Raw genomic sequence first — 21221 nt, forward strand, 5'->3', positions numbered from 1 at the left:
CATCCCCCTTTTTAGTTAAAAAAGGCTATCTATGCAACGATTTCACGTTCATTATGAAATAATTTGTATTGTTCTTCTATCATGATTTTTTTGAGAATTTGTATGACTTCCCAAACTTCTGCGTAGGAAGTATACAGCGCAACCGGAGCAAGACGAATGATGTTTGGTGCTCGGAAATCCGGAATCACGCCGTTTTTTTTCAATGCCTTGCAAATGCGCGCAGCTTCTTCATGCTCAAGACTCACGTGACCTCCGCGACGCACGTCTTCTCTGGGACTTCCAATCATGAATCCATAATCTGCTAACTCATGTTCAATTAAATTCATTAAATATTGATTGATTTGAAGAGACTTTTGGCGAATATGTTCAATACCGGCTTCTGCAAAAATTTCTAAAGATCCTAGTAAAGGTGCAAGGCTTAATACGTGGGGTGTTCCAATTTGATAGGCTCCCGCTGATTCAGCTGGTGTTAACTTATGCTCCATGTCGAATTGTTTATCTTTTCTGGAACCGAACCATCCAGCCAATCCAGGGCTAGTTCCAAAATGTTTACGATTCACAAATAAACCGCCAACACCGCCAGGACCGCCGTTTAAATGTTTGTAGTTGCACCAATACGCAAAGTCAACATCCCATTCGCTAAACGAATGCGGGATCGCCCCAATCGAATGACATCCGTCAAATCCGATTAGAATGCCTCTTCTATGAGCTTCTGCCGTTAATCGCTTCATGTCCAATATTTGGCCGCTCCGATACAGAACGGTAGGCAAGATGATCAAAGCAATGTCATCGGTCATAGCCTCGATCATATCGTCTTCTTCTAAAAATCGGCCATCCCGGCTTTTCACACGGATGAGATGGGTATCTGGATCATATCCATGGGTGCGAAGTTGGCTTTGAAGAGCATAAATATCAGATGGAAACGTTAATTCATCTGCCAAAATTTTGGTACGTGTCCCTTGAGGCTTATAAAAAGTAGCTATAAGTTGATGTAAATTTACAGTCGTGGAACCGGTTACAATAACTTCATTAGGAAAAGCTCCTACTAACGGTGCACTCATCTCGCCTAATTTCTCCGATAAGGTAAACCATGGATGATTCCCTTGTGTCCATCCATCGATGCCATGTTCTTTCCAATCGGCTAAAGATTCCAAAAGTGTACGTTCAGCTCTTCGCGAAAGCAGCCCCAATGAATTCCCATCCATATAGATGGAATCAGGCTGTAAATAAAATTCTTCCCGAAAATGCGAAAGGTTATCCTCTTTGTCCAATTGTTTTGCGAAATCTAATGTAGGTTGAAAGAAATTTGAAAGCACCGTATCATCCCCTTCTTCATTTAAAATTACTCTTTACTCTTTCTAGCGACATCATATCAATGAATATGACACGATGTCAATATTATTATCCTGACGATTTTATCTAAACAAATCTTTCCTTTTCAGAGAAATCCTTATATCCTAGAAGATAATTAATAGGGGAGGAATTGGAATGGGTAATGATAAAATAGGGGATAAACGACATTTACGCTCAGCAGTGACACGTCAAAAGTTACTGGAAGCTGCAAAGGAAGTATTTCTAGAAGAAGGTTTTCAAAAAGCGACGATTTCTCAAATGATCAAAAAAGCAAGCATCGGGTACGGAACAGCCTATGTTCATTTTGAAGGAAAAGAGGATCTTTTATGCGTATTAATGGAGAATGTCATGGCACAATTTTATGAAATTGCCGAGATCTCATTCTTCCCAAAATCGAAAGACGAAGCAGAGCAAATCATTAAAAAACAAACCTATGATTTTTTAAAAATGGCAGAGGCAGAACGTAATATGATGCAAATCTTCGAGCAGGCCATTGGGGTATCATCTGTTATTTCGGATAAATGGAAAGCAATTCGTGAAAAGTTTATTCATCGAATCTCCATGGACATTGCCTATTCACAGCAAAATGGGCTAGCTAGAGCTAAACTAAAGCATGAGCTTGTTGCACGAGGCTGGTTTTTTACAAATGAAATGTATCTTTGGGAAATTGTTCGAAATGAACATCATAATTCTGTTGAAGAGATTGCTAATACAATTACAACTCTTTATACTACAGGCCTTTATCTCTAAAGGCATTTCCATAAAATGAAAATAACAAATCATTATTGGCGAAAGAGCCGTTACCGTTTTTCTTACCTCCCCATCAAATATTAGCCTTTATTGTTCCCAATGGCGTTTTACGCAGCACTTGCACCCCTGTCGCTAATGAGATCAGGAAACAGCTGCAGATGAGAAGCGAGAGTACAGACCATTCGAAGATGCTGCGGCCAAGATATGTCTGCCAGCCAATTGCGATTAAACCGAGTAAATAGGTGATACCTGTTAAATGAGTCCATTTGCTGCGAGCATTTGCCGTAAATGAAGTGCGGTCAGACAGCCAAGCGACAACCGGTAAAGCTTGCAGCGCGTGGAAGCCAAGGCCGTGCAGAACAATAATATTCCCGTGAACGCCGACGATTCGGCCGTTGTTGACGGAAATCCAAATACCAGCCATAAACGAGAACATGACTGCGATCATTGCATATCGGATACCTACAACCAGCGCTGGACGGCGCATGTACGATTTTTTGCGGAAATATTGAATGGCTAAGAACAGGTAACACAGAATCAAAAACAGAGCTACGAAAGCGAAAATATCACCGACCATGTCGTCAAAGGGCATACCACTCTTCACAAACCTTGGGTTGACGCCGCGAAAATTTTGCACGGTTTCCGCGAAGTAGGAATAAAGAGCCAGTAGGATATAAGACCATCGGAAGAAAGCTCTGCCTTTCACACCCATTGCGGAAAATGGCGCGATCGCTGCCGTTGATAGCAGAAATATTCCCAGTGCCGCATTAAAAGAGAATGCGTTGGAGACATTCCCATCAGGCGATACAGGATATAACAATACCCACACTGCACATATCCCCGCAAGAAGAAAGCCGAGTAACCCGGTAAGTACTAACCATTTCTCTCCTTCAAAAAACTTAACTGACGACTTGGTTTTTTCACCCGTGCTCTTCATTCCCTCAATAACCATCGTGTCTCCTCCTTTTTGTATCGTTCGACTTTGATGTTTTTATTGTACAACGAGGGAGATGAAGCGAGATCTTGCTCAAGTCCAGATATTTGCCTAGACTTTAGTCGAAATTGTTGCTAGCCCCCTAGGAGTAGCCGGTCATTGCAAAAAGAGCCTGCAGTCATAACAAATAAAATTAATTCCTTACTTTGGTATTCCAACTTAGGTCTATCGTTATTGAATTAATCTGTCCTTTCCTTGAATAGTAAAAAAAGGACCCACAGCAACGGGCTGAGGGTCTTACATTTACTTAACTCTTTTCTATAAACGAGTCTGCTTCACCAAGATGGTTCACCCCAACAGCGATATCCAATATTGGTTTGGAGGGCAACCCAACTATTGAAGTACTTCCTATGCCCATCATGTAATCTCTTATTCATAACTTCTTCCCTTTTGCAGCACCCTAACGATGCAAAAACAAATATAAATTTAAACCGTCTGGCAGCGTCGGAACTCTCCGGGCGTTTCTCCGGTTATTTTCTTGAACATCCTTATGAACGAAGTGCCGTTGCGGTAGCCGATTTGTTCCCCGATGTTCTGAATGCTGAGACTGGAACCGACAAGCAACTCCTTTGCCTTCTGAATCCGCATCCGATTCATATGCTCGCTGAAATTCGCCCCCGTCTTCTCCTTTATGTATACAGACAAGTAAGCACTGGACAAGTCCAGTTTCTCCGCGATCTGATCTAGTGATATGTCCTCCGAATATTGGGTCTCCATGGTTTTCATCACAAATTCGATAACTTCGTCTTTCTCCTCCTTCTTCAAGCGCACCCAATCTGCATAGATAGGAACAAGCGTGTCAAAGATTTGCTTAAACTCCGTCAAGGTAAAACTGATATCCAATTCCTTCCGCAGTCTTACGGCCTGGTCTCTCACTGCGTTATCCGCTCTATTTTGCTCCAATGTTTTCACGATACGAGAAGCCCATGCCTCACTGAATTGGCGAAACTGGGCCAATGTCGCCTGACTTCGCTCCATCGCTTCAAGCATACGATGTAAGGCATGGAGGCACATTTTTTCATTGCCGGTTTGAAGATGAGCGTACAATTCCTGCTCCTGTTCCTTGGTAAAAACAAATAAGAATGCAGCGGGCTCTTGCTTGACGATCATTTGTGTTTCATCCAGCGGACGGGCCTGCTTAAGCATTCCCGACACCTGCTCATAGGCCGTATTCAGCTCGGCGCTCTGTTCAAACACAGAGCTGACTGCCATCATAATCAGACAGGTTTGACGGTCTTTATCCAGTGTTTCCTTGACCTGCTGAAGTGCTTCCGTCATCCGGTCCGTCTTATCCTTCCGGAAAACGACGGAGATGATCTGATCGTTCTCAATTTGGAACGTATAGGCATTCAGCTCATACTCGGAGAGGACGATTTCAATGTATTCCCCGATATAACGTTTGATATCCTCACTTAGCCTTTCCGTACTTCTTGCATTCAGCTGATACAGAATCAAAGAGAAGGGGCCCTCCGCCTGTGCAAATTCGCGCCACTCCGAGATGCCAACATGCAGCGATTTAAGCTTAGCGATATAACCGTAGTTGGTCAGCAGCGAGTTACTACTCTTCAGCTCGTCATGAATCCTTGTCCGCTCTTCCGACAGCTTATCAATGTGATTGCTGATCATTTCAAACTCATGAATGGCGGAATCCATCCGCAGATGTTGTCCTTCCGGATGCTGCAGGGAGGCGATAATACGTTTCACCGGTGACTGAAGACGACGGCTGAACCAGTAAGACATGCCAAGAGCGATTGCTATGGAAGTAAACAAAACGACGATCTGAGTGACCCTAAGCTTGGAGATTTGTGCTGCGATGTTAGCATAAGGTACAGCTGTCACGTAACGAAGGTGATTTTCCGAATCCTCATGGATAAAGAAATATTGGTTTTGGAATAGTTTGTACGATTCGCCTGTAGCGAAGACGGGAATTTCTTCTATGGATGCAGAGGAATTTGAACGATAGATATTCTCTCCCTCCTCGGTTTGAATGATAAAAGGTACATCGCCCAGCAGTGTCTGGTTCAGCTTGTCTGCGTCCAGCATAGCGATTAATTCGTAATTAGCATTGGGCAGCTTAAAGGAGAATGGAATGTAAGTTTTGTTCTCCTTACTAAAGTGATCGAGCGGGTAATCCTGCGCTGGATGTATGTAATAGTTCCTTGGACGCTCAAATTCCTTCTCCCAATAAGACAGGTCGTATGGGGCATGAAAGTTCGTTAGGGAATCCAGAGCGACTTCTGTGCTGCTGCCTTCCTTGTCCGCCATAAACAGATTTGAGCGGTACAGCACCATAAGATTATCTAAGTAGAATAACGGATTATTGGCAGTTTCCCTCAGCCTTCGCACCATATCGACTACAAGAAAATAATTGGCGTTTCCGTTTTCGCCCGAAATCAACTGCCCGTTAAATTTGGTAATCGTATTGTCGTGATACATCTGGAACAGTACGGTTCTCAGACGGTTAAAATGAGTGTTGTAATGCTCCGCAGCCTGACTCAGCATACGCTCATTGGAACGAATGATCTCCTGCTTGATATTCTGTTGAAAAAAAGAAAATAATACAAAATTAAAGAAGGACAACAGCATAATGATGGTTAAAAAGCTGATAAATATTCGGACGAGAAACGATTTGCGCTTCTGATTCACGAGTTCCATGATGCCCCTCCCTATCCTCTAAATCTCCTATACTCATGCTAGCAGGTCGTAAAAGCAACAAGCAACACATTTACAAAACCTTATCATACTCCTGTAAAACCTCATCATGACCATGTACCGTAAGGACTTAGCCCATTTCTCCCACATTGGAAATCAAAGAAAATGTCTATCGACTAAAAAAGAGTCAATTTCTTTTCTACCGGCCACCAACTATGATCAACCTTGAAAACGAAGAAAGGAGGTGTAACTTCTTGGAGCAAATAGTACCGGGCGGCAAAACGTATCCGGAAAAAAAGCTTAACGGACAGCATTGGAGAAATCGCTGGAAGGGAATTAAGCGGAACTGGGATTTATATGTGCTAATCTTTCCGGTGATTGTCTTCTTCATCCTATTTGAATATGTGCCCATGTACGGATTACAGATTGCTTTCAAACAGTTTTTCGTGACCAAAGGAATTTGGGGGAGCCCGTGGATCGGCTTCGATCATTTCACACGCTTTTTTGAAAGCTTCTATTTTTTGAGAATTCTTACCAATACCTTGTCCATCGGGGTTTATCAGATAGCCGCAGGATTCCCTGTACCTATATTATTGGCGCTGATGGTAAATGAGATCGGGCGGAAAAAATTCCAGAAATGGATTCAAACCATCCTGTATGCCCCTCATTTTCTCTCTACCGTAATCGTAGTTGGGTTAATGATAATCTTCCTTTCGCAGGAAAACGGTCTCGTCAATCATGTTCTTGTTTGGATGGGCATTAAACCGATTGCCTTTTTGACAAATCCGGGCTGGTTCAAAAGCATGTTCGTTACTTCCGGCGTATGGCAGCAAATGGGCTGGAATTCCATCATATATCTCGCTGCCTTGGCCGGCATCGATCCCCATCTGCACGAATCCGCTCAAATGGACGGTGCCAGCAGACTTCGGCGTATCTGGCATATTAATTTGCCGGGTCTAAGGCCCACCATCATTATTTTACTCATTCTGAATATGGGTACGGTGCTCGGCGTCGGATTCGAGAAAATTTATTTGCTGCAAAACTCGCTGAATATGCAGGCTTCCGACGTGATTTCCACGCATGTATACCGGAGCGGGATTCTCGGAGCGGAATATGGTTTCTCTGCGGCAATCGGCCTGTTTAACTCGTTGATAAATTTTGTGATGCTGGTTGTGGTTAACGCCATCGCCCGCAAAGTAAGCGAGACCAGCCTATGGTAAGGGAGACACTCGATGAAGCAAAGCTTGATGGACCGAATTTTTATCATTTTCATATATACCCTCTTAATAATTATAATGCTGATGGTGCTGTACCCTTTGTATTTTGTGCTAATTGCCTCCTTCAGCAGCCCACAGCTGGTACTGAACGGAGACGTCTGGCTTTGGCCGAAGGAACTATCCTGGAGGGGCTATGAGAAGCTGTTTCAGAACAAGGAGATCATGCAGGGCTACGGCAATACGATTCTGTATACGGTGAGCGGAACAGCCATCAATGTTGCGCTTACTGTAGCAGCTGCTTTTCCTCTGTCACGGCGGAATTTGCTCGGCAGACATTGGATCTCGGGCTTCATGGTGTTTACAATGTTCTTCAGCGGCGGACTGATCCCGACCTATCTGTTAATCAAACAGCTCGGGTTGTTGAATACATACTGGGTCATGGTTCTTCCAGGCGCAGTTTCCGTATGGAACATTATGCTGATGCGGACCTTTTTTCAAAGCGGACTGCCCTTTGAGCTGCAGGAGGCTGCTGCCATCGACGGCTGCTCGAATCTAAGAATTTTATGGAGAGTTGTGCTTCCCCTATCAGCGCCCATCTTGGCCGTTATGGTACTCTTTTATAGTGTGGGGCACTGGAATGCTTACTTCAATGCGCTGATCTATTTGTCGGATCGGGATAAGTACCCGTTGCAGCTCATTTTACGGGAGATTCTGGTACAGGGGGAAACCAAGGATATGGTTGACGTATCTGAAGGGTCTCTGTCCAGTTCCGTGCTCGACGTGGAATCCATCAAGTATGCTATTGTAATTGTAGCGAATCTGCCCATTCTCATTTTATATCCGTTCCTGCAAAAATATTTTAACAAAGGCGTGATGGTCGGCGCCCTCAAAGGATAAAATTATAACGGAGGTCTATTTATTATGAAAACAATCAAAACGACAGCCTTGGCGCTGTCCGTCGTACTTACTCTTGGAGTGATGAGCGGCTGCGGAGTCACGAAAGATAAAGGAAATACCGCCAAATCAGATGAAAAAGCATCGCAGAATCTTAATGCCACCGGTTTTCCTATTGTGAATGAGAAGATTAAGCTCAAATTGTTTACGGGCAAATCACCGCAAAACGGCAACAAATTCGAGGATACGACAGTTTGGAAAGAGTATGCCAAGATGTCCAACATTGACGCAGAATTCCAGCTGGTTCCTTTTGAAAGTCTTACAGAGAAACGAAATCTGGCGCTGGCAAGCGGAGATTATCCCGATGCCTTCTATTCAGCAAGGGTACCTGTCGCGGACTTGATGAAGTACGGCAGCCAAGGCGTCTTCCTTAAGCTGAATGATCTGATCGAGAAGAATGCCCCTAACTTTAAGAAGCTTTTGGACAAGTATCCTGATCTGAAAAAGGGATTGACGATGCCGGACGGCGGCATCTACTCCATGCCTTCCATATATAGTCCCGAATATTTGCCTATGCTGATCGGCACGCCGCTATGGATCAACAAGAACTGGCTGGATAAGCTTAATATGAAAGAACCTGAAACCACACAGGAATTTTACAATTATTTGAAGGCTGTAAAAGATTCGGACATGAACGGCAACGGTCAGAAGGACGAGGTCCCGTTAAGCGGTATGTCCGGCATTGGAACGATACAACGCTACATCGGCGGTGGCTGGGGATTCGGCAACAGGGGAGCTGTCGCCCATCAGTACGTGGACATGGATCCGTCTTCCAACAATCTGAGGTTCTACCGGACCGATCCAAAGTATAAAGAAGTGCTGCAGTATATGAACAAGCTATATTCGGAGGGACTAATTGATAAAGAGATCTTCACGTTGAAGGATACGGCGCTTTATGCCAAAGGCGAGAAAGGTCTGCTGGGAGCGGCATTCGTCCCTCATCCCCAAGCGGTCATGAACCAGAAGGGCTATGTAGGACTTGGTGCGCTTAAAGGTCCTCATGGGGATCAGTTATTTGTATCTGTGAAGAATCCTATCGCATGGCCAGGGGCCTTCGTCATTACGGATAAAAACAAAAATCCGGAAGCTACACTACGCTGGATGGATTATTTCTATGGAGATGAAGGGGCTACCTTCTACTTTATGGGACAAAAGGATGTCACTTATACGCAAAAGCCAGACGGAAAGCTGGAGTTTACAGACGAAGTGAAAAATAATCCAAACGGACTGACCCTCGATCAGGCGGTAGCCAAATTCACAACATGGCCTGGAGGCAGTTATCCGGGATATGTACAGGAGAAATATTTCAAAGGCTCTGAAAGCCTGCCGGAATCAATCGATGCGGGTAAGAAAGCGTCCAAAAACCTCATTAAAGAGATGTGGTACAGCTTTAACTATACGGAATCGGAAACGGCATTTATGAGCTCCAAGGGTGCCGACATTCACAAGTTCATCACCGAGACCGAGGCTAACCTTATCAACGGCACAGCATCCTTCGACGACTGGGACAAGTATGTGGCGAATGTACAAAAAATGGGCTTAGACCAATACTTGTCCATCTATAAAGCTGCATACGAAAGATATTCCGGCGGTACTCGTTAGAGAAAGCCGATCTGGAAGTATTAAGAACAATCGGGGCACCCTGCGCATTCGTTCCCGCCAGAGGTGCCCCGATACGTTTCCCCGATACGATACTCAATAACTTCTATAAAGGGATAATAGCAAGCCCAGATGCTGCATTCCCTACTGTTATCGTGTCAATAACCTTATTATCCCTGATTCTTATAACAGAAACTGTATTTTCTCCAAAATTGGCAACATAAGCATATTTACTATTTTGTGTAATGGCTACAATGCCGGGTTTGATCCCCACCGGTATGGTAGCTATCACCTGGTTTTTAAAAGCTTTATGACGGAAACTGTGTTATCCCCTTCATTACCAACGTAGGCAAATTTGTTGTTAGGGGTTATGGCTACACCGATTGGTTTAACTCCTACTTTAATCTTCTTTAGAATCCTTCGGCTATGAATACCTATAACCAATACATTATCATTCGTGGTGACATAAGCTAATTTACGGTTCGTCGTGAAAGCAATTTGATCCGGGCCAACGCCGGCTTTTATCGTGTCTATAACCCTATTGTGTTTCACATCGAAAATAGAAATCGTATTGCTGTCGTGATTACTTACAAATCCTAAAGTTTTAATGCCCATCTTCTCAGGCGTAATGGTTACTCCTACCGGTTTTTTTCCGACCTTTATCGTTTCAACGACTCTTTGTTTCTTTATACATATTACTGAAACAGTATTATCAGCCGAATTCGTAACATAGACGAACTTTCGCGATGTACCTACATCCGATGGACTTTTTCCGACCCGGATGGTTCGGATAATTGTATTTGTTTTTCTTTTGATTACTTGAGCGGTGTTATCACGTTTATTGACAACGTAAGCATACTTCCCATCCGGTGTAACGGCAATCTCAAAAGGTCCTTTACCTGTCTTGATTGTTGCCTTGACCTTTCTTGTTCGGGTATCAATCACCGACACGGTATCATCGTTGTAGTTCGTGATATAAGCGAAATGAAATGATGGCGAAGGTCTACACGTGGTCACAAGAAATACCCCTCCTTCATTTAATAACTTAATCTAAGTTATTAATTTCCTTAAAGGAGTGGCACGGCCATTTTATAGATATTTGGCCCTAAGCTTGAGCGCGGGGTTGGTAATTCTGCGGATGTTGGACGAGGTCGGCTATTCCTAGATTCAAATCAAAGTCAGCCACTATATTTTCAATGACATGTCGAACACCTGTTTCGCCAGCGAGAGTCAGACCATAGAGGTATGGTCGTCCGATAAATATCATTTTTGCCCCTAAGGCCAGAGCTTTAAATATATCCGCCCAGCACCGAATACCGCTGTCGAACATAACGGGAACGCGTGCTCCAACCACATCCGCAATGGATAGTGTGTGTCCGTATTTTTGCCTTACGATCGGGTCCGAGACGAAATTTCCAAGCCCGTAATGGAACATAAATGGGGAAACGCACAACGATAAATTCTGGGCTCTCCCCCCTTCCTCCGGCCGGTCAAGCGAGATCACAATGGCGGAAAACCCGGCTTTTTCCGCGCGCAGCACCAAACTTTTCAACACATCGCGATCGCGCCCAATAAACAACTGAGAGTGAACGCCATTGTACCAAATTGGTTTCAGTTGCTATTGGCGACATGGATGCTTAATTAAGCATCAGCAGCACAACGAAAACCTATATTTCCCGCAGAACTGTCAGGTGTATTCCTACTCCGTGCCGCCACACGATATCGATTGCAATAGGAGGCATGGCACAAGTACGAACCTCCCCTTAGAACCCTGTTGTCTCCAGATGGAGGGCCAGTGGGGTTATCCTTTGCGCCATTAATATGATAGGTATGGCTAAACCAATCCGAGCACCATTCCCACACGTTACCAGCTACATTGTAAAGGCCGTATCCGTTTGGTTCAAAGGATCTGGCAGGCGCCGTGCCCGCATACCCATCGCTAGCATGATTTTTCTCTGGGAACTTTCCTTGCCAAATGTTGCACATATGCCGTCCGTCCGGTTTCAATATATCCCCCCAAGGGTATCTCTTCTGCACCAGTCCGCCTCGGGCAGCAAACTCCCATTCAGCCTCTGTTAATAGTCTTTTCCCAGCCCATCGGCAATACGCAGCTGCATCATTCCAGGATACATGGATGACCGGATGGTCCATCCGATCTTGGATCCCTGAATCAGGACCTTCGGGATGAAGCCAATCAGCACCATGTACCACCCACCACCATGGTGTTTGTTGTGCCGAATCTTTCACTTGCAACGTAGTTGCTTCAGAAACAAAAAGATGAAAAACATAGGACCACCCAAAGGTTTCAGCTTCTGTTTGAAAGCCTATATCATCAACAAATCTCTTGAATTCTTCATTCGTTATCGTCGTAGCATCGATGTAAAAAGGGTTAACAGAAATTTCTCTGACAGGCCCCTCACCATCAGATGGGAATCCTTCTTGATCGTCAGTCCCCATTAAAAACTTCCCACCTGGTATATAAATCATACGTTCTGTTTGGCAATTTGACTTTGCTTGAACCTGTGTAAGATCCATTAAACGCTCTGGGCTTGCGTCTGTTTGATGAATAGCGCTCCGACTTGCTGAGCAGCATGAAGGTTTATTGGTATCTATTGGAGATCACCCCTTACTTTTATGTAAACGTAACTAACTGAACAAAGCAATGCCGACTAGGCCTGATAGTAAGATAGCCGTTAATGGGTATAATTTGTATTTCAATACTGCAACGAAAACTCCTGCAGCCATTACTGCGATACTCACATTTTTCCAAGTAAATAAACTCTCAGCTTGGCCCTCGAAACCAAAATGTATCGCTGCATAAATAATCAAACCCGTCACGACAGGCTTCAGCCCATAGAAGATGGAGCGAATTTTGTTTGCCTTATTAATTGCTCTATTCATCGTATCTCAAACGATTTCTGTTTACAATTGAAAAGAAGACTATGGCACTTGGAGTGAAGCTCCCCTTACCATAGTCTATAACACGAACGATGTACTATTGAATCCACTTAAAAATAGCCTTCTCAGGCGAAATGGTCAAATATTACGTTACATAACATTATATTCAGGTCCCCGAGCAACCTTATTCAACAATAAACGTAGACTCAGCCTCCTCACTATCCTTATAACCGATGCGTACCGCAATCGATCGAATGCGCACAAAACCATCGGTTACGATGATTGGACCTGTGTACAGCTTCCAACGAGGATTCAAGTCTTCATCGGTCGTATAAGCGATGGAAGCACCCTGTGTTGCTGAATGAAGCATGACCGCTGTTGGTTCTTTGAAGGTTCCTTCATCCACCGCATTCTTACCCTGCAACCGGCTATTGATCGGGATGAAGAGCGGTTTAGCTGTTTGTGGTTGAATGCCATTCGGCCACATGGTCGCAACCATTTGCGCCTCAGGAATATCTCCCCAAACGTCGTATTTACCGCACCAATCGTCAAGCTCCTTGCGCAAACGAATCTTTACATCCCGATATGTTAGATCGTCCGCCAAATTATTCAGCTCATGAGGATCGTTTAAACAGTCATACAATTCCTCCGGAGGACGCTTATTTTGCATGAGTACTTGCTTATCACCCTCTAATTCGCCCGCCAATTGTAATCTCCACAGCTCCTGGAATATCGGATGAAGATGACTAAACGGGATCCACTGAAGGTAAGGCTGATCGGGATAATCATTACGAATGTATTTGAATTGCGCATCTCTTACAGCGCGAACCTTATCATAAGCCTCGTCATAACGGTCCCGCGTGGCAAATACATAGTCTCTCGATTCGGCAAGCTCTCCCATGAACGGCTGACCTTGGATATGCCGGGGAACGGGTATCCCAGCCAAAGAGAGCACCGTTGGTCCCAAGTCGATCATACTGACCAGTTGTTCGCTGACTTGGCCTATTCCCGCCTTTTCGGGGCACCTGACGATAAGCGGCACGCGGATTCCCGCATCATACGTCCACCGTTTGGCACGCGGCAGTCCTTCTCCGTGGTCGCTCCATAACATGACGATCGTATTGTCCGTCAAACCATCTTCCTCAAGCTGTTGAAGAATGCGACCTACGTACTCATCTGCATTGGCTAGATTATCATAATGTCTGGCAAGCGCTGCTCGCGATTTCGGCGTATTCGGCAAGTAAGGTGGAAGAACAACCTGATCCGGGTCAGTCGTGAGCGGTCTCTCTTCGTAGTTAGGCATAAATTGCCTCATTGACTCAGCCGGCCACATGCCGCTTTCATGCGTAGCGTCATAATTGAATACGGCGAAGAAGGGCTGACCGTCTTCCCGTTTGCGGAAGTGGGCTTCCTTGCCGTTCTCGTCCCATGCCGTTAGAGGCGCCTGAAACTGATAATCTGTTTTAGCATTATTCGTGCAATAATATCCGTTCGCCCGCATGATTTCGGAAATCGTTTTGACATGAGCGGGGGGTACTGCAAAATAAGGTGTCGGCAGCTCCGGAGTATGCATATTGGTATGTGCGGTTCGCATATGATGCGTGCCTATCGCCGTTTGATACATACCCGTAATGACCGCGGATCGGCTGGGAGCGCATACTCCCGCCGTGGCAAATGCGTTCCGATACAAAGTTCCCTCTCGGGCTAAGCTGTCTATGTGAGGTGTACGCGCCAAAGGATCCCCGTAGCAGCCCATTCTCGGGCTCGTATCCTCCAATGTAATCCATAAGAAGTTAGGTTTTTGTCCTGCATCCTTCATGACTGCAAACTCCTTTATATGTTTTATCCGCTCCGCTATCCCTTACACCAAGAGCATTTTCAGAAAACCGACAAGCCGCGGCGCGTGATTGCCAAACAAGCTCGTCGCAAGATGGACAACGTCATCTTCACTCACTTCCGGCGATGGTTTGCTTTGCACCATCATAGCCAGCTTCGCTTTCAGCATGGATCGCATCGGATTCGGCGTCAGGCAGCTCAAGGTGAATAATGCTTCTTTCGACTTCCCGATCCAGCGTTCGTTCAACCCCAAATCAACTTCGTTTTGCTTCCGCTTCGTTTCTTTTTCCCGCTCGAGCTCTTCTGTCGTCACCCTGCCGTCCTTCGGAATGCCGATTCGCTCATACTGCTCGGCCGGAGCATCATGCTCTCGCATCAGCCTGGCGATATGGTCGATCATGGTCGCCTCCACTTCCGGATCTGCTATGACAGTCTCCTGTGAAGGATCGGTTTCAAGATCAAACAACAAATCACCGTAAAGGTACGGGTTCAAAAAGTTTGCGGCCTGAAGCCTCATCACAGAGCAGCCTTTGGTGAATGAAAAAGGAGCGGCGAGTTCCATTCCGGCAAACTCTTTCGGATCGAACATTGTATGCATGTGCGTCGGCATCAGCGTATATTCATGCAGCGGTCCATTGTTTATGTCCTTCGGCCCCCGCATGTATACGTATCTTCCATCGGTGCAATTGATGTGACCGCCATGTATGCCAAATAAAGCGGCTTCACGAATGGTTCGATTCGATTCGATGATCGGGCGGATAGAGCTGCCCTGCATATCAGCAGGAATGTCTACTCCAAAAAACTCGAGCAGCGTTGGCGGAAGATCGATCGTTTGAACTAGAGCTTCCGTTCTCTTATCTTTCACAGCGTATCTGGGATCCCAAATAAATAAGGGGAGGTTCGTGATCTCTTGATAGAGCGGTTGGATGTTTTTCCCCCACCAGCGATGTTCACCTAGCAAAAATCCATGATCGGTATTCACGATTAACAGGGTATCTTTCCAAAGATCGTACTGATCGAATGCGTCCAGCACTTTACCCAAATATTCGTCACACATGCTGACAAGCGCCGCATATTCGTATTTCATATGCTGCACTTCCTCCGGCTGCTGCGTGACTTTCGAATAATCCGGCCAGTCATAATGTTTGCCTTCATAATCATGCGGATATAAATCCTTATATTTTTGCTGGGTAAAAAATGGCTCATGTGGATCGAAAGCTTCGATTTGCAAAAACCAACGGTCTTGATCGTGGTTTCTTTCGATGAATTCAATGCCCCGATTGACTGTTACCGCCAGCGGCATCTTCTCTTCGCTATCCAAATATGGCCGGTTCACCCAATCCTGTCTCCATAAATCACCCTGCTTTGGACCGCTCAAGCTTTCCGGAATGTGCGGATCCTCGACGTTTCCTTTCCACGGATCTCCCTCTTGACCGCGGGCAAACTCCCACGAATTGTACTTGGTGTGATACGTAGCTCCCCCGGCCTCGAAGTAATGATTGTGATCGGTCGTTAGATGCGTATATACACCGCTTTTCCGAAGCAAATCGATCATCGAATCGTCATATGGCTCAAGCGGCCCCCAGCTTCGATGCAAAAAGTTATAACGTCCTGTATGAATCTCGCGCCGTGACGGCATACAGGGCAAGCTGCCCGCATAGCATTTGTCGAACGTCATCGTCCGCTCAGACAGACGTTGAAAGTTAGGAGCGTGAATCCAGTCGCAGCCGTAACTCGGCAGCATATGCTTATTTAAAGAATCGAACATGATCATGACTGCTCTCATAGCCGTATCCTCCCGATATTTCCCACTATTTCACAGAACCAATTGTAATCCCTTTGATGAAGTACTTTTGGAAGAACGGATACGCCACCAAAATCGGAAGTACACCGACGACTGCAATCGCCATTTTTACCGATGTGCTCGGAAGCTCTGCGACCTTCGCCCCAGCGCCCGATCCCATGTCGGAGTTGCTGCTCAAAAATTGGACATCTTGAATGAGCCGATTCAAAATATTTTGAATGCTAAACAGCTTCGGGTTGGTCACATAAGTTAATCCGTTAAACCAATCGTTCCAATACAAGATGGCTTCGAAAAGACCGATAGTCGCCATGATCGGAACCGACAGCGGGAGAACGATTTTGTAGAATGTTTTAATCTCACCCGCCCCATCGATTTTGGCCGCTTCGATAAGCGCTGGCGGAATGGACGTCATGAAGAAGGTGCGAACGAGAAGGACGTTAAATCCGTTCATGAGCAGTCCAGGAATAAGCAGCGCCCAAATCGTATTTTTCACATGCAAAACCTGCGTATAAATCAAGTACGTAGGGACAAGACCCCCATTAAATAAAAGTGTAAAGAAAACAAAGAATGCCCAAAATTTATGCCACGGCAGATCTTGACGGGAAATCGGATACGCCAGCATCGTCGTGATGGCTAAGCTGGCAGTGGTGCCCACTACTGTAATGAACACGGTAATCCCATACGCGCGGCCCAACTCTTGCCAGTGATCCAGTAAATACACATACGCTTTGGAACTAAATTCTTGCGGAAACAGAGAGTATCCATGTTGAATAATGCTTGTCTCACTTGAAATGGAGGACATGATGAGCAGTAAAAAAGGCAGAAGGCTTGCAACGGATAATGCGATCAGAACAATATGAGTAGTCCACTGCAGCGTTTTACTATCTTGTGCCATGAATCTTTTCCCCCTCTAAAATAAGGCATTGTCTTTGCTGAATTTGCGCACCGCATAGTTGGATACGATAACCAATACGAATCCGACAAGCGATTGGTACAAACCGGCTGCCGATGACATCCCGATATCCCCGAGGTTCATCAGACCTCTATACACGTAGGTGTCAATGACATTTGTCGTTTTGGACAACGCGCCCGAGTCCATTGGCACTTGATAAAACAAGCCGAAATCCGAATAAAAAATGCGTCCGATCGCCAGCATGGTCATCATAATAATGACAGGCATGATCAAAGGAATGGTAATGGAGCGAATCTGATACCATCTTGAAGCGCCATCCAGTGTCGCTGCCTCGTAATACTCCGTGTCGATGCTGATGATGGATGCTAAATAAACGACGCATAGGAATCCGACACCTTTCCAGATGTGCACCAACGTGAGAATGTACGGCCAATACTTCGCTTCCGAATACCAAGAAATACTGTCAATTCCGAACAGCGGAAGAATGGCCTTGTTCATCAAGCCTGATTCGACACTTAACATGGAATAGACGAGATAGCTGACAATGACCATCGAAATCAGATATGGAAGCAGAATGACACTTTGATAAAAACGGGATAAAAATTTCTTCTTCACTTCATTCAGCAAAATCGCCACAAAAATAGCTATTACCGTGTGTACAACGATAAAAAGTGAATTGTACAGTATCGTATTGCGTGTAATGATTAAGGCATCTTTCGTCTTGAACAAGTATTCAAAATTTTTAAAGCCAATCCAATCGCTGCCGAGAATGCCTGCCTGATAATTGATATCTTTAAATGCGATGACAACACCGAACATCGGTACATAATTGTTAATGAGCAAGTAAAGCACGCCTGGGATCATCAAAAGGTAAAGCGGAAAATAATTTTTCCACCTACTACGCCTTTTACTGGTTGAGGATTTATTCGTTATTGCTTGTGTCATAATACTCACTTCCTCCACTTCATGGCATCAATTGTTTGCTTACACTTTCATTATAGGAACTAGGCGGGTCACTCACTACTCCGTTTTCGACTTCCCGTTTGTACGATTCCGACCTGCCGTTCTAAAGCGTCTCCACTTCGGCGATCTCGATGTACGGCATGCTTTTCAGCTCATCGTACACTTCAGAAGCATACTTTCGGTCGATGAACACGATGAAATTAAGCTCCTGCTGTTCGCCGTTCAGCTCCTTAATATGAACGCTGTTCATTTTGTACCCTTTTGCAATAATCGCTTTAATAATACCGGTTAAATTCGCATCATGGGAAACGATGAGCTTTACACGCAGATCTTTCATAATCAATGGCTTCGGGCCGACCTTTTTAATAAAATAAGGCAGCACAATGACACAGAACATAATAAGCGCAAGTCCGAAAAAAGCTTCTACGAAAAATCCCGCTCCAATCGCTATCCCTAGCCCTGCCGTCCCCCAAATCATCGCAGCGGTCGTTAGACCAATAATGACATCGTTATGCTTCCTTAGAATAACCCCTGCTCCGATAAAACCGATTCCACTGACGATTTGTGCCGCTAGCCGCATGGGGTCCATCACATGTAAGCCTGGGACTGCAAATTTATTCGCGGATTCGATAGAAACAATAGTTAGCAAGCAACTGCTTAAGCAGATGACCAGGGAAGTTTTCAGCCCTAGCGGCTTATTGCGAACTTCGCGTTCCAGACCGATAATTAACCCGAGTACAGCCGAAAGACCTAATTTGATCAAAATATGAACGTCTATGCTTAGCATTATGAAAGATCTCCCCTTATGTAAAATTGAGACATTTAATATAAAAAAAAGAAGGAGCCACCGTCTGCTCCTTCTTCATATGTTTATTTAACCCCAAATGACAGCTGTCAGCTCTTCCAAACGATGAAGCCGATAGTCAGCAGCAGTCAGGCTGTTTATCACAGTACCAATGGCGGCCGACTTCATACCGGCACGCTTAGCAGCGATAAGACCAGCCTCGGCGTCTTCTACGACGAGACAACATTCAGGATCAATGGCAAGCTTTTTCGCTGCGAGCAGAAATACTTCAGGATCCGGCTTACTGTTAACGATCTCATTACCATCCGCCACAGCTTCAAACAAGTGCAAAAGGCCAAGCCTTTCCAGAATGACTGGCGTATTCCGGCTGGATGATCCGATCGCCACTTTAGTCCCCTGCTGCTTGCAGGCAGCAATGACCTCGCAAGAACCAGGCGCCGCATCTTCTGGAGTCAATCTGTCAAGCAGTTCGCGGTAGTAGCCGTTCTTCTTCTCAGCCAAAGCTTCTTTTTCCACGCTTGTATACGTTCTGCTGCTCTTCTCAAGGATGACTTCCAAGCTCTCCATCCGGCTAACGCCACGCAGTCGGTCACCCGCGGACTCATCGAATACAATACCTTCTTCGTCCGCCATTCGCTTCCATGCTTGGTAGTGATACTGATCTGTATGCACAAGCACACCGTCCAAATCAAAAATGACTGCAAGTATTGACATGTTGAAATTTCCCTTTCATAGTCCAGCTTGCATGTATCGCTTACAGACGTGCATCCCAATAGCCGCAAAATGGGTCTACAGGGTTAATTCCCTTGAAGGAGGAACGTCCCAGCAGCTTCTCGATAATCGCGTCCACGACCTGCTCGCTGGCTGAATACGCATTAATAAACGTTGGTATACGCGGTACATCCAGCAGATGGTAAGGGTTAGCCACGGAAATAAACATCGTTGGCAGCTCCTGAATGAACCACGGCATATCTAGACCAAAAGGAGGCGCCCAGTTAATGCGGACAACGGTTTGGTTGCTGTGGGTCTCCATATTGGAGAAGTAGATAGCAGCATCATACTGATCCGTCATCGCCTTCACCCCAGCAAACATCGCCCTTAAATCGAAATTTTTCGTATCAAATATCTTGACCTCGAAACCCTCCGCTTCCAGTTTGGAAATAAAGTAAGGCGCAATGTTCGTTGATTTGAACAAGCCATCCTCGCCACCGAGCGATAAGAGTAGAATACGCTTGTGACGCTCTGGGCTGATGGGCAGCAATTGCTGCGTGTCCTTCACGAGCGTAACGGATTGATCCGCGCATTCTCCGGTCCATCTCATATGCTCGTCGCATTTCAGAACGGATAGCGCCTCTACGCCCGGCACAAGGGTCCCTTCCCGCTTCTTCGTATGCAGACCAAGCGATGCTTTAACACCGAGAATACGTGTCACCGCTTCATCCAGCCGCTCCACGGTCAGGATGCCCGCCTCGATCCCTTTCATCATAAAGAAAAAGTCTTCCTCGATACTCTTATTAAACAAGAACATGTCACAACCTGCAGCGATCGAAGCCGGAACGGCTGTCTCCCGCCTCATCGCCATCATAAAACCGGCCATAGGCGTAGCATCGGTCGTAATAAGTCCATTAAATCCGAGCTTCCCACGCAGCAGATCGTTCAACAACTCCGGTGCCAAAGTCGCAGGCATAATGTCCGTATCTTTGTGCTCAGGACGAAGTTGCTTGCTGTAAGCAGGATGAGCAATATGTCCGACCATCACGCTCATGGCTCCGGCGTCAATGCATTCTTGATACACCTTGCCGAACGTAGCGTCCCACTCTTCTACCGACAACGAGTTGATCGACGTTAACAAATGCTGATCGCGCTCATCCACGCCGTCACCTGGGAAATGCTTTATCGATACAGCCATGCCATGTTCCTGAACCGCAGTCGTATAAGCTTTGCTCATGCGAGCAACGCGCTCTGGGTCGGAACCAAACGTTCTCACATTCGTGATTGGATTGCGGAAGTTGAAGTCAATATCCACAACTGGCGCGAACGCCCAGTTTACACCAATGGCGCTGCCTTCCCGAGCAGCAATAACACCGAGCCTGCGAACCATCTCCGTATTGTCCGTCGCTGCGAGTTGCAGTTGCTTGCCGTAAAAAGTACCATCCACTGCGGAGCCGTTGCCCCCTGCTTCCAAATTAGCGGCAATAAGCAGCGGGATTTCCGAAGTTTCCTGCAAATAGCGATGCGCTTCCTGTACTTTCTCCCCGGGACCAGGACGATACAGAATGCCGCCGATTCTCAGCTTTTGCGTCAGCTTCGCTAGATGCTCCTTGTCGTCCGTGAATCCGATCGGACAAAACAGCTGTCCCACCTTGGCGGCAAGATCCATGGAGGCTAAGGTGGCCTTGACCCACTCAATCCCCTCATCGTCTAGGTGAAAAGGTTTTGCTTGCAAATCAACCATGTATCGTTCCTCATCTCTTATGACTATT

The 21221-nt window shown here is 45.7% G+C and carries 20 protein-coding genes and 1 pseudogene; 4 read left to right on the top strand and 17 right to left on the bottom strand.

Annotated features, from left to right (window positions below; all coding sequences use genetic code 11):
- Positions 1–29 precede the first annotated feature (29 nt).
- Positions 30–1316, bottom strand: a complete 1287-nt coding sequence (kynU, locus tag GC098_RS37280) for a kynureninase (protein ID WP_171649375.1) — start codon at positions 1314–1316, stop codon at positions 30–32.
- A gap of 172 nt (positions 1317–1488) precedes the next feature.
- On the opposite strand from kynU, the gene GC098_RS37285 reads away from it, so the two are divergent.
- Complete coding sequence (locus GC098_RS37285; protein WP_171649376.1) at positions 1489–2103, top strand: TetR/AcrR family transcriptional regulator; 615 nt, start codon at positions 1489–1491, stop codon at positions 2101–2103.
- 73 nt (positions 2104–2176) lie between these two features.
- Here the strand turns inward: GC098_RS37285 and GC098_RS37290 are convergent, their stop codons facing one another.
- The 3 genes from GC098_RS37290 to GC098_RS37300 form a co-directional block, all read right to left on the bottom strand.
- Positions 2177–3055, bottom strand: coding sequence for a hypothetical protein (locus GC098_RS37290; RefSeq protein WP_246359185.1), 879 nt, complete (start codon positions 3053–3055; stop codon positions 2177–2179).
- Between the two features lie 289 nt (positions 3056–3344).
- Positions 3345–3458, bottom strand: a complete 114-nt coding sequence (locus tag GC098_RS37295; RefSeq protein WP_171649377.1) for a GrpB family protein — start codon at positions 3456–3458, stop codon at positions 3345–3347.
- Positions 3459–3523: 65 nt separating this feature from the next.
- Complete coding sequence (locus tag GC098_RS37300) at positions 3524–5752, bottom strand: AraC family transcriptional regulator (protein WP_171649378.1); 2229 nt, start codon at positions 5750–5752, stop codon at positions 3524–3526.
- Between the two features lie 251 nt (positions 5753–6003).
- On the opposite strand from GC098_RS37300, the gene GC098_RS37305 reads away from it, so the two are divergent.
- From GC098_RS37305 to GC098_RS37315, 3 genes are read left to right on the top strand one after another with little or no spacing between them, the layout of a single operon-like run.
- Positions 6004–6969, top strand: a complete 966-nt coding sequence (locus GC098_RS37305; protein WP_246359186.1) for an ABC transporter permease — start codon at positions 6004–6006, stop codon at positions 6967–6969.
- 12 nt (positions 6970–6981) lie between these two features.
- Positions 6982–7863, top strand: a complete 882-nt coding sequence (locus GC098_RS37310; protein ID WP_171649380.1) for a carbohydrate ABC transporter permease — start codon at positions 6982–6984, stop codon at positions 7861–7863.
- Between the two features lie 24 nt (positions 7864–7887).
- The gene (locus GC098_RS37315; RefSeq protein WP_171649381.1) at positions 7888–9522 is read left to right on the top strand and encodes a type 2 periplasmic-binding domain-containing protein; all 1635 of its coding nucleotides are present in this window, start codon (positions 7888–7890) and stop codon (positions 9520–9522) included.
- 103 nt (positions 9523–9625) lie between these two features.
- Here GC098_RS37315 and GC098_RS41900 read toward each other — a convergent pair whose 3' ends face one another.
- The 13 genes and pseudogenes from GC098_RS41900 to GC098_RS37375 all read right to left on the bottom strand — a co-directional run bounded on the left by GC098_RS41900 (position 9626) and on the right by GC098_RS37375 (position 21193).
- Positions 9626–9811 carry a YncE family protein gene (locus tag GC098_RS41900; protein ID WP_376774066.1) on the bottom strand — a complete coding sequence of 62 codons (186 nt, stop codon included), beginning with the start codon at positions 9809–9811 and terminating at the stop codon, positions 9626–9628.
- Positions 9808–10536: a YVTN family beta-propeller repeat protein gene (locus tag GC098_RS41045; protein ID WP_171649383.1), complete on the bottom strand. Its 729-nt coding sequence runs from the start codon at positions 10534–10536 to the stop codon at positions 9808–9810. Before GC098_RS41045 ends, GC098_RS41900 begins: the two co-directional genes overlap by 4 nt.
- A gap of 88 nt (positions 10537–10624) precedes the next feature.
- The gene (locus tag GC098_RS37330; RefSeq protein ID WP_216625571.1) at positions 10625–10972 is read right to left on the bottom strand and encodes an alpha-hydroxy-acid oxidizing protein; all 348 of its coding nucleotides are present in this window, start codon (positions 10970–10972) and stop codon (positions 10625–10627) included.
- Positions 10973–10981: 9 nt separating this feature from the next.
- Positions 10982–11098 (bottom strand): annotated as a pseudogene (locus GC098_RS42045) (hypothetical protein); the annotation flags it as partial.
- Positions 11099–11160: 62 nt separating this feature from the next.
- Positions 11161–12132 carry a formylglycine-generating enzyme family protein gene (locus GC098_RS37335; RefSeq protein ID WP_376774069.1) on the bottom strand — a complete coding sequence of 324 codons (972 nt, stop codon included), beginning with the start codon at positions 12130–12132 and terminating at the stop codon, positions 11161–11163.
- Positions 12133–12165: 33 nt separating this feature from the next.
- On the bottom strand, positions 12166–12420 hold the full coding sequence (locus GC098_RS37340) for a chromate transporter (protein ID WP_171649385.1): 255 nt from the start codon (positions 12418–12420) through the stop codon (positions 12166–12168).
- A gap of 181 nt (positions 12421–12601) precedes the next feature.
- A complete protein-coding gene (locus GC098_RS37345) occupies positions 12602–14236 on the bottom strand; it encodes a sulfatase family protein (RefSeq protein WP_171649386.1) in 1635 nt (544 codons plus the stop codon).
- Positions 14237–14278: 42 nt separating this feature from the next.
- Complete coding sequence (locus GC098_RS37350; protein WP_171649387.1) at positions 14279–16039, bottom strand: sulfatase; 1761 nt, start codon at positions 16037–16039, stop codon at positions 14279–14281.
- 25 nt (positions 16040–16064) lie between these two features.
- Entirely contained in the window at positions 16065–16952 is an 888-nt protein-coding gene (locus GC098_RS37355) for a carbohydrate ABC transporter permease (RefSeq protein WP_171649388.1), read from the bottom strand.
- Positions 16953–16967: 15 nt separating this feature from the next.
- Positions 16968–17915 (bottom strand): ABC transporter permease, encoded by a 948-nt coding sequence (locus tag GC098_RS37360; protein ID WP_171649389.1) that lies wholly within the window; start codon positions 17913–17915, stop codon positions 16968–16970.
- 121 nt (positions 17916–18036) lie between these two features.
- Complete coding sequence (locus tag GC098_RS37365; protein ID WP_171649390.1) at positions 18037–18720, bottom strand: MgtC/SapB family protein; 684 nt, start codon at positions 18718–18720, stop codon at positions 18037–18039.
- A gap of 87 nt (positions 18721–18807) precedes the next feature.
- On the bottom strand, positions 18808–19452 hold the full coding sequence (pgmB, locus tag GC098_RS37370) for a beta-phosphoglucomutase (RefSeq protein ID WP_171649391.1): 645 nt from the start codon (positions 19450–19452) through the stop codon (positions 18808–18810).
- Between the two features lie 40 nt (positions 19453–19492).
- Positions 19493–21193, bottom strand: coding sequence for a glycoside hydrolase family 3 protein (locus tag GC098_RS37375; RefSeq protein WP_171649392.1), 1701 nt, complete (start codon positions 21191–21193; stop codon positions 19493–19495).
- Positions 21194–21221 lie beyond the last annotated feature (28 nt).

The organism is Paenibacillus phytorum, assembly GCF_013141715.1.
Classification (GTDB): Bacteria; Bacillota; Bacilli; order Paenibacillales; family NBRC-103111; genus Paenibacillus_E; species Paenibacillus_E phytorum.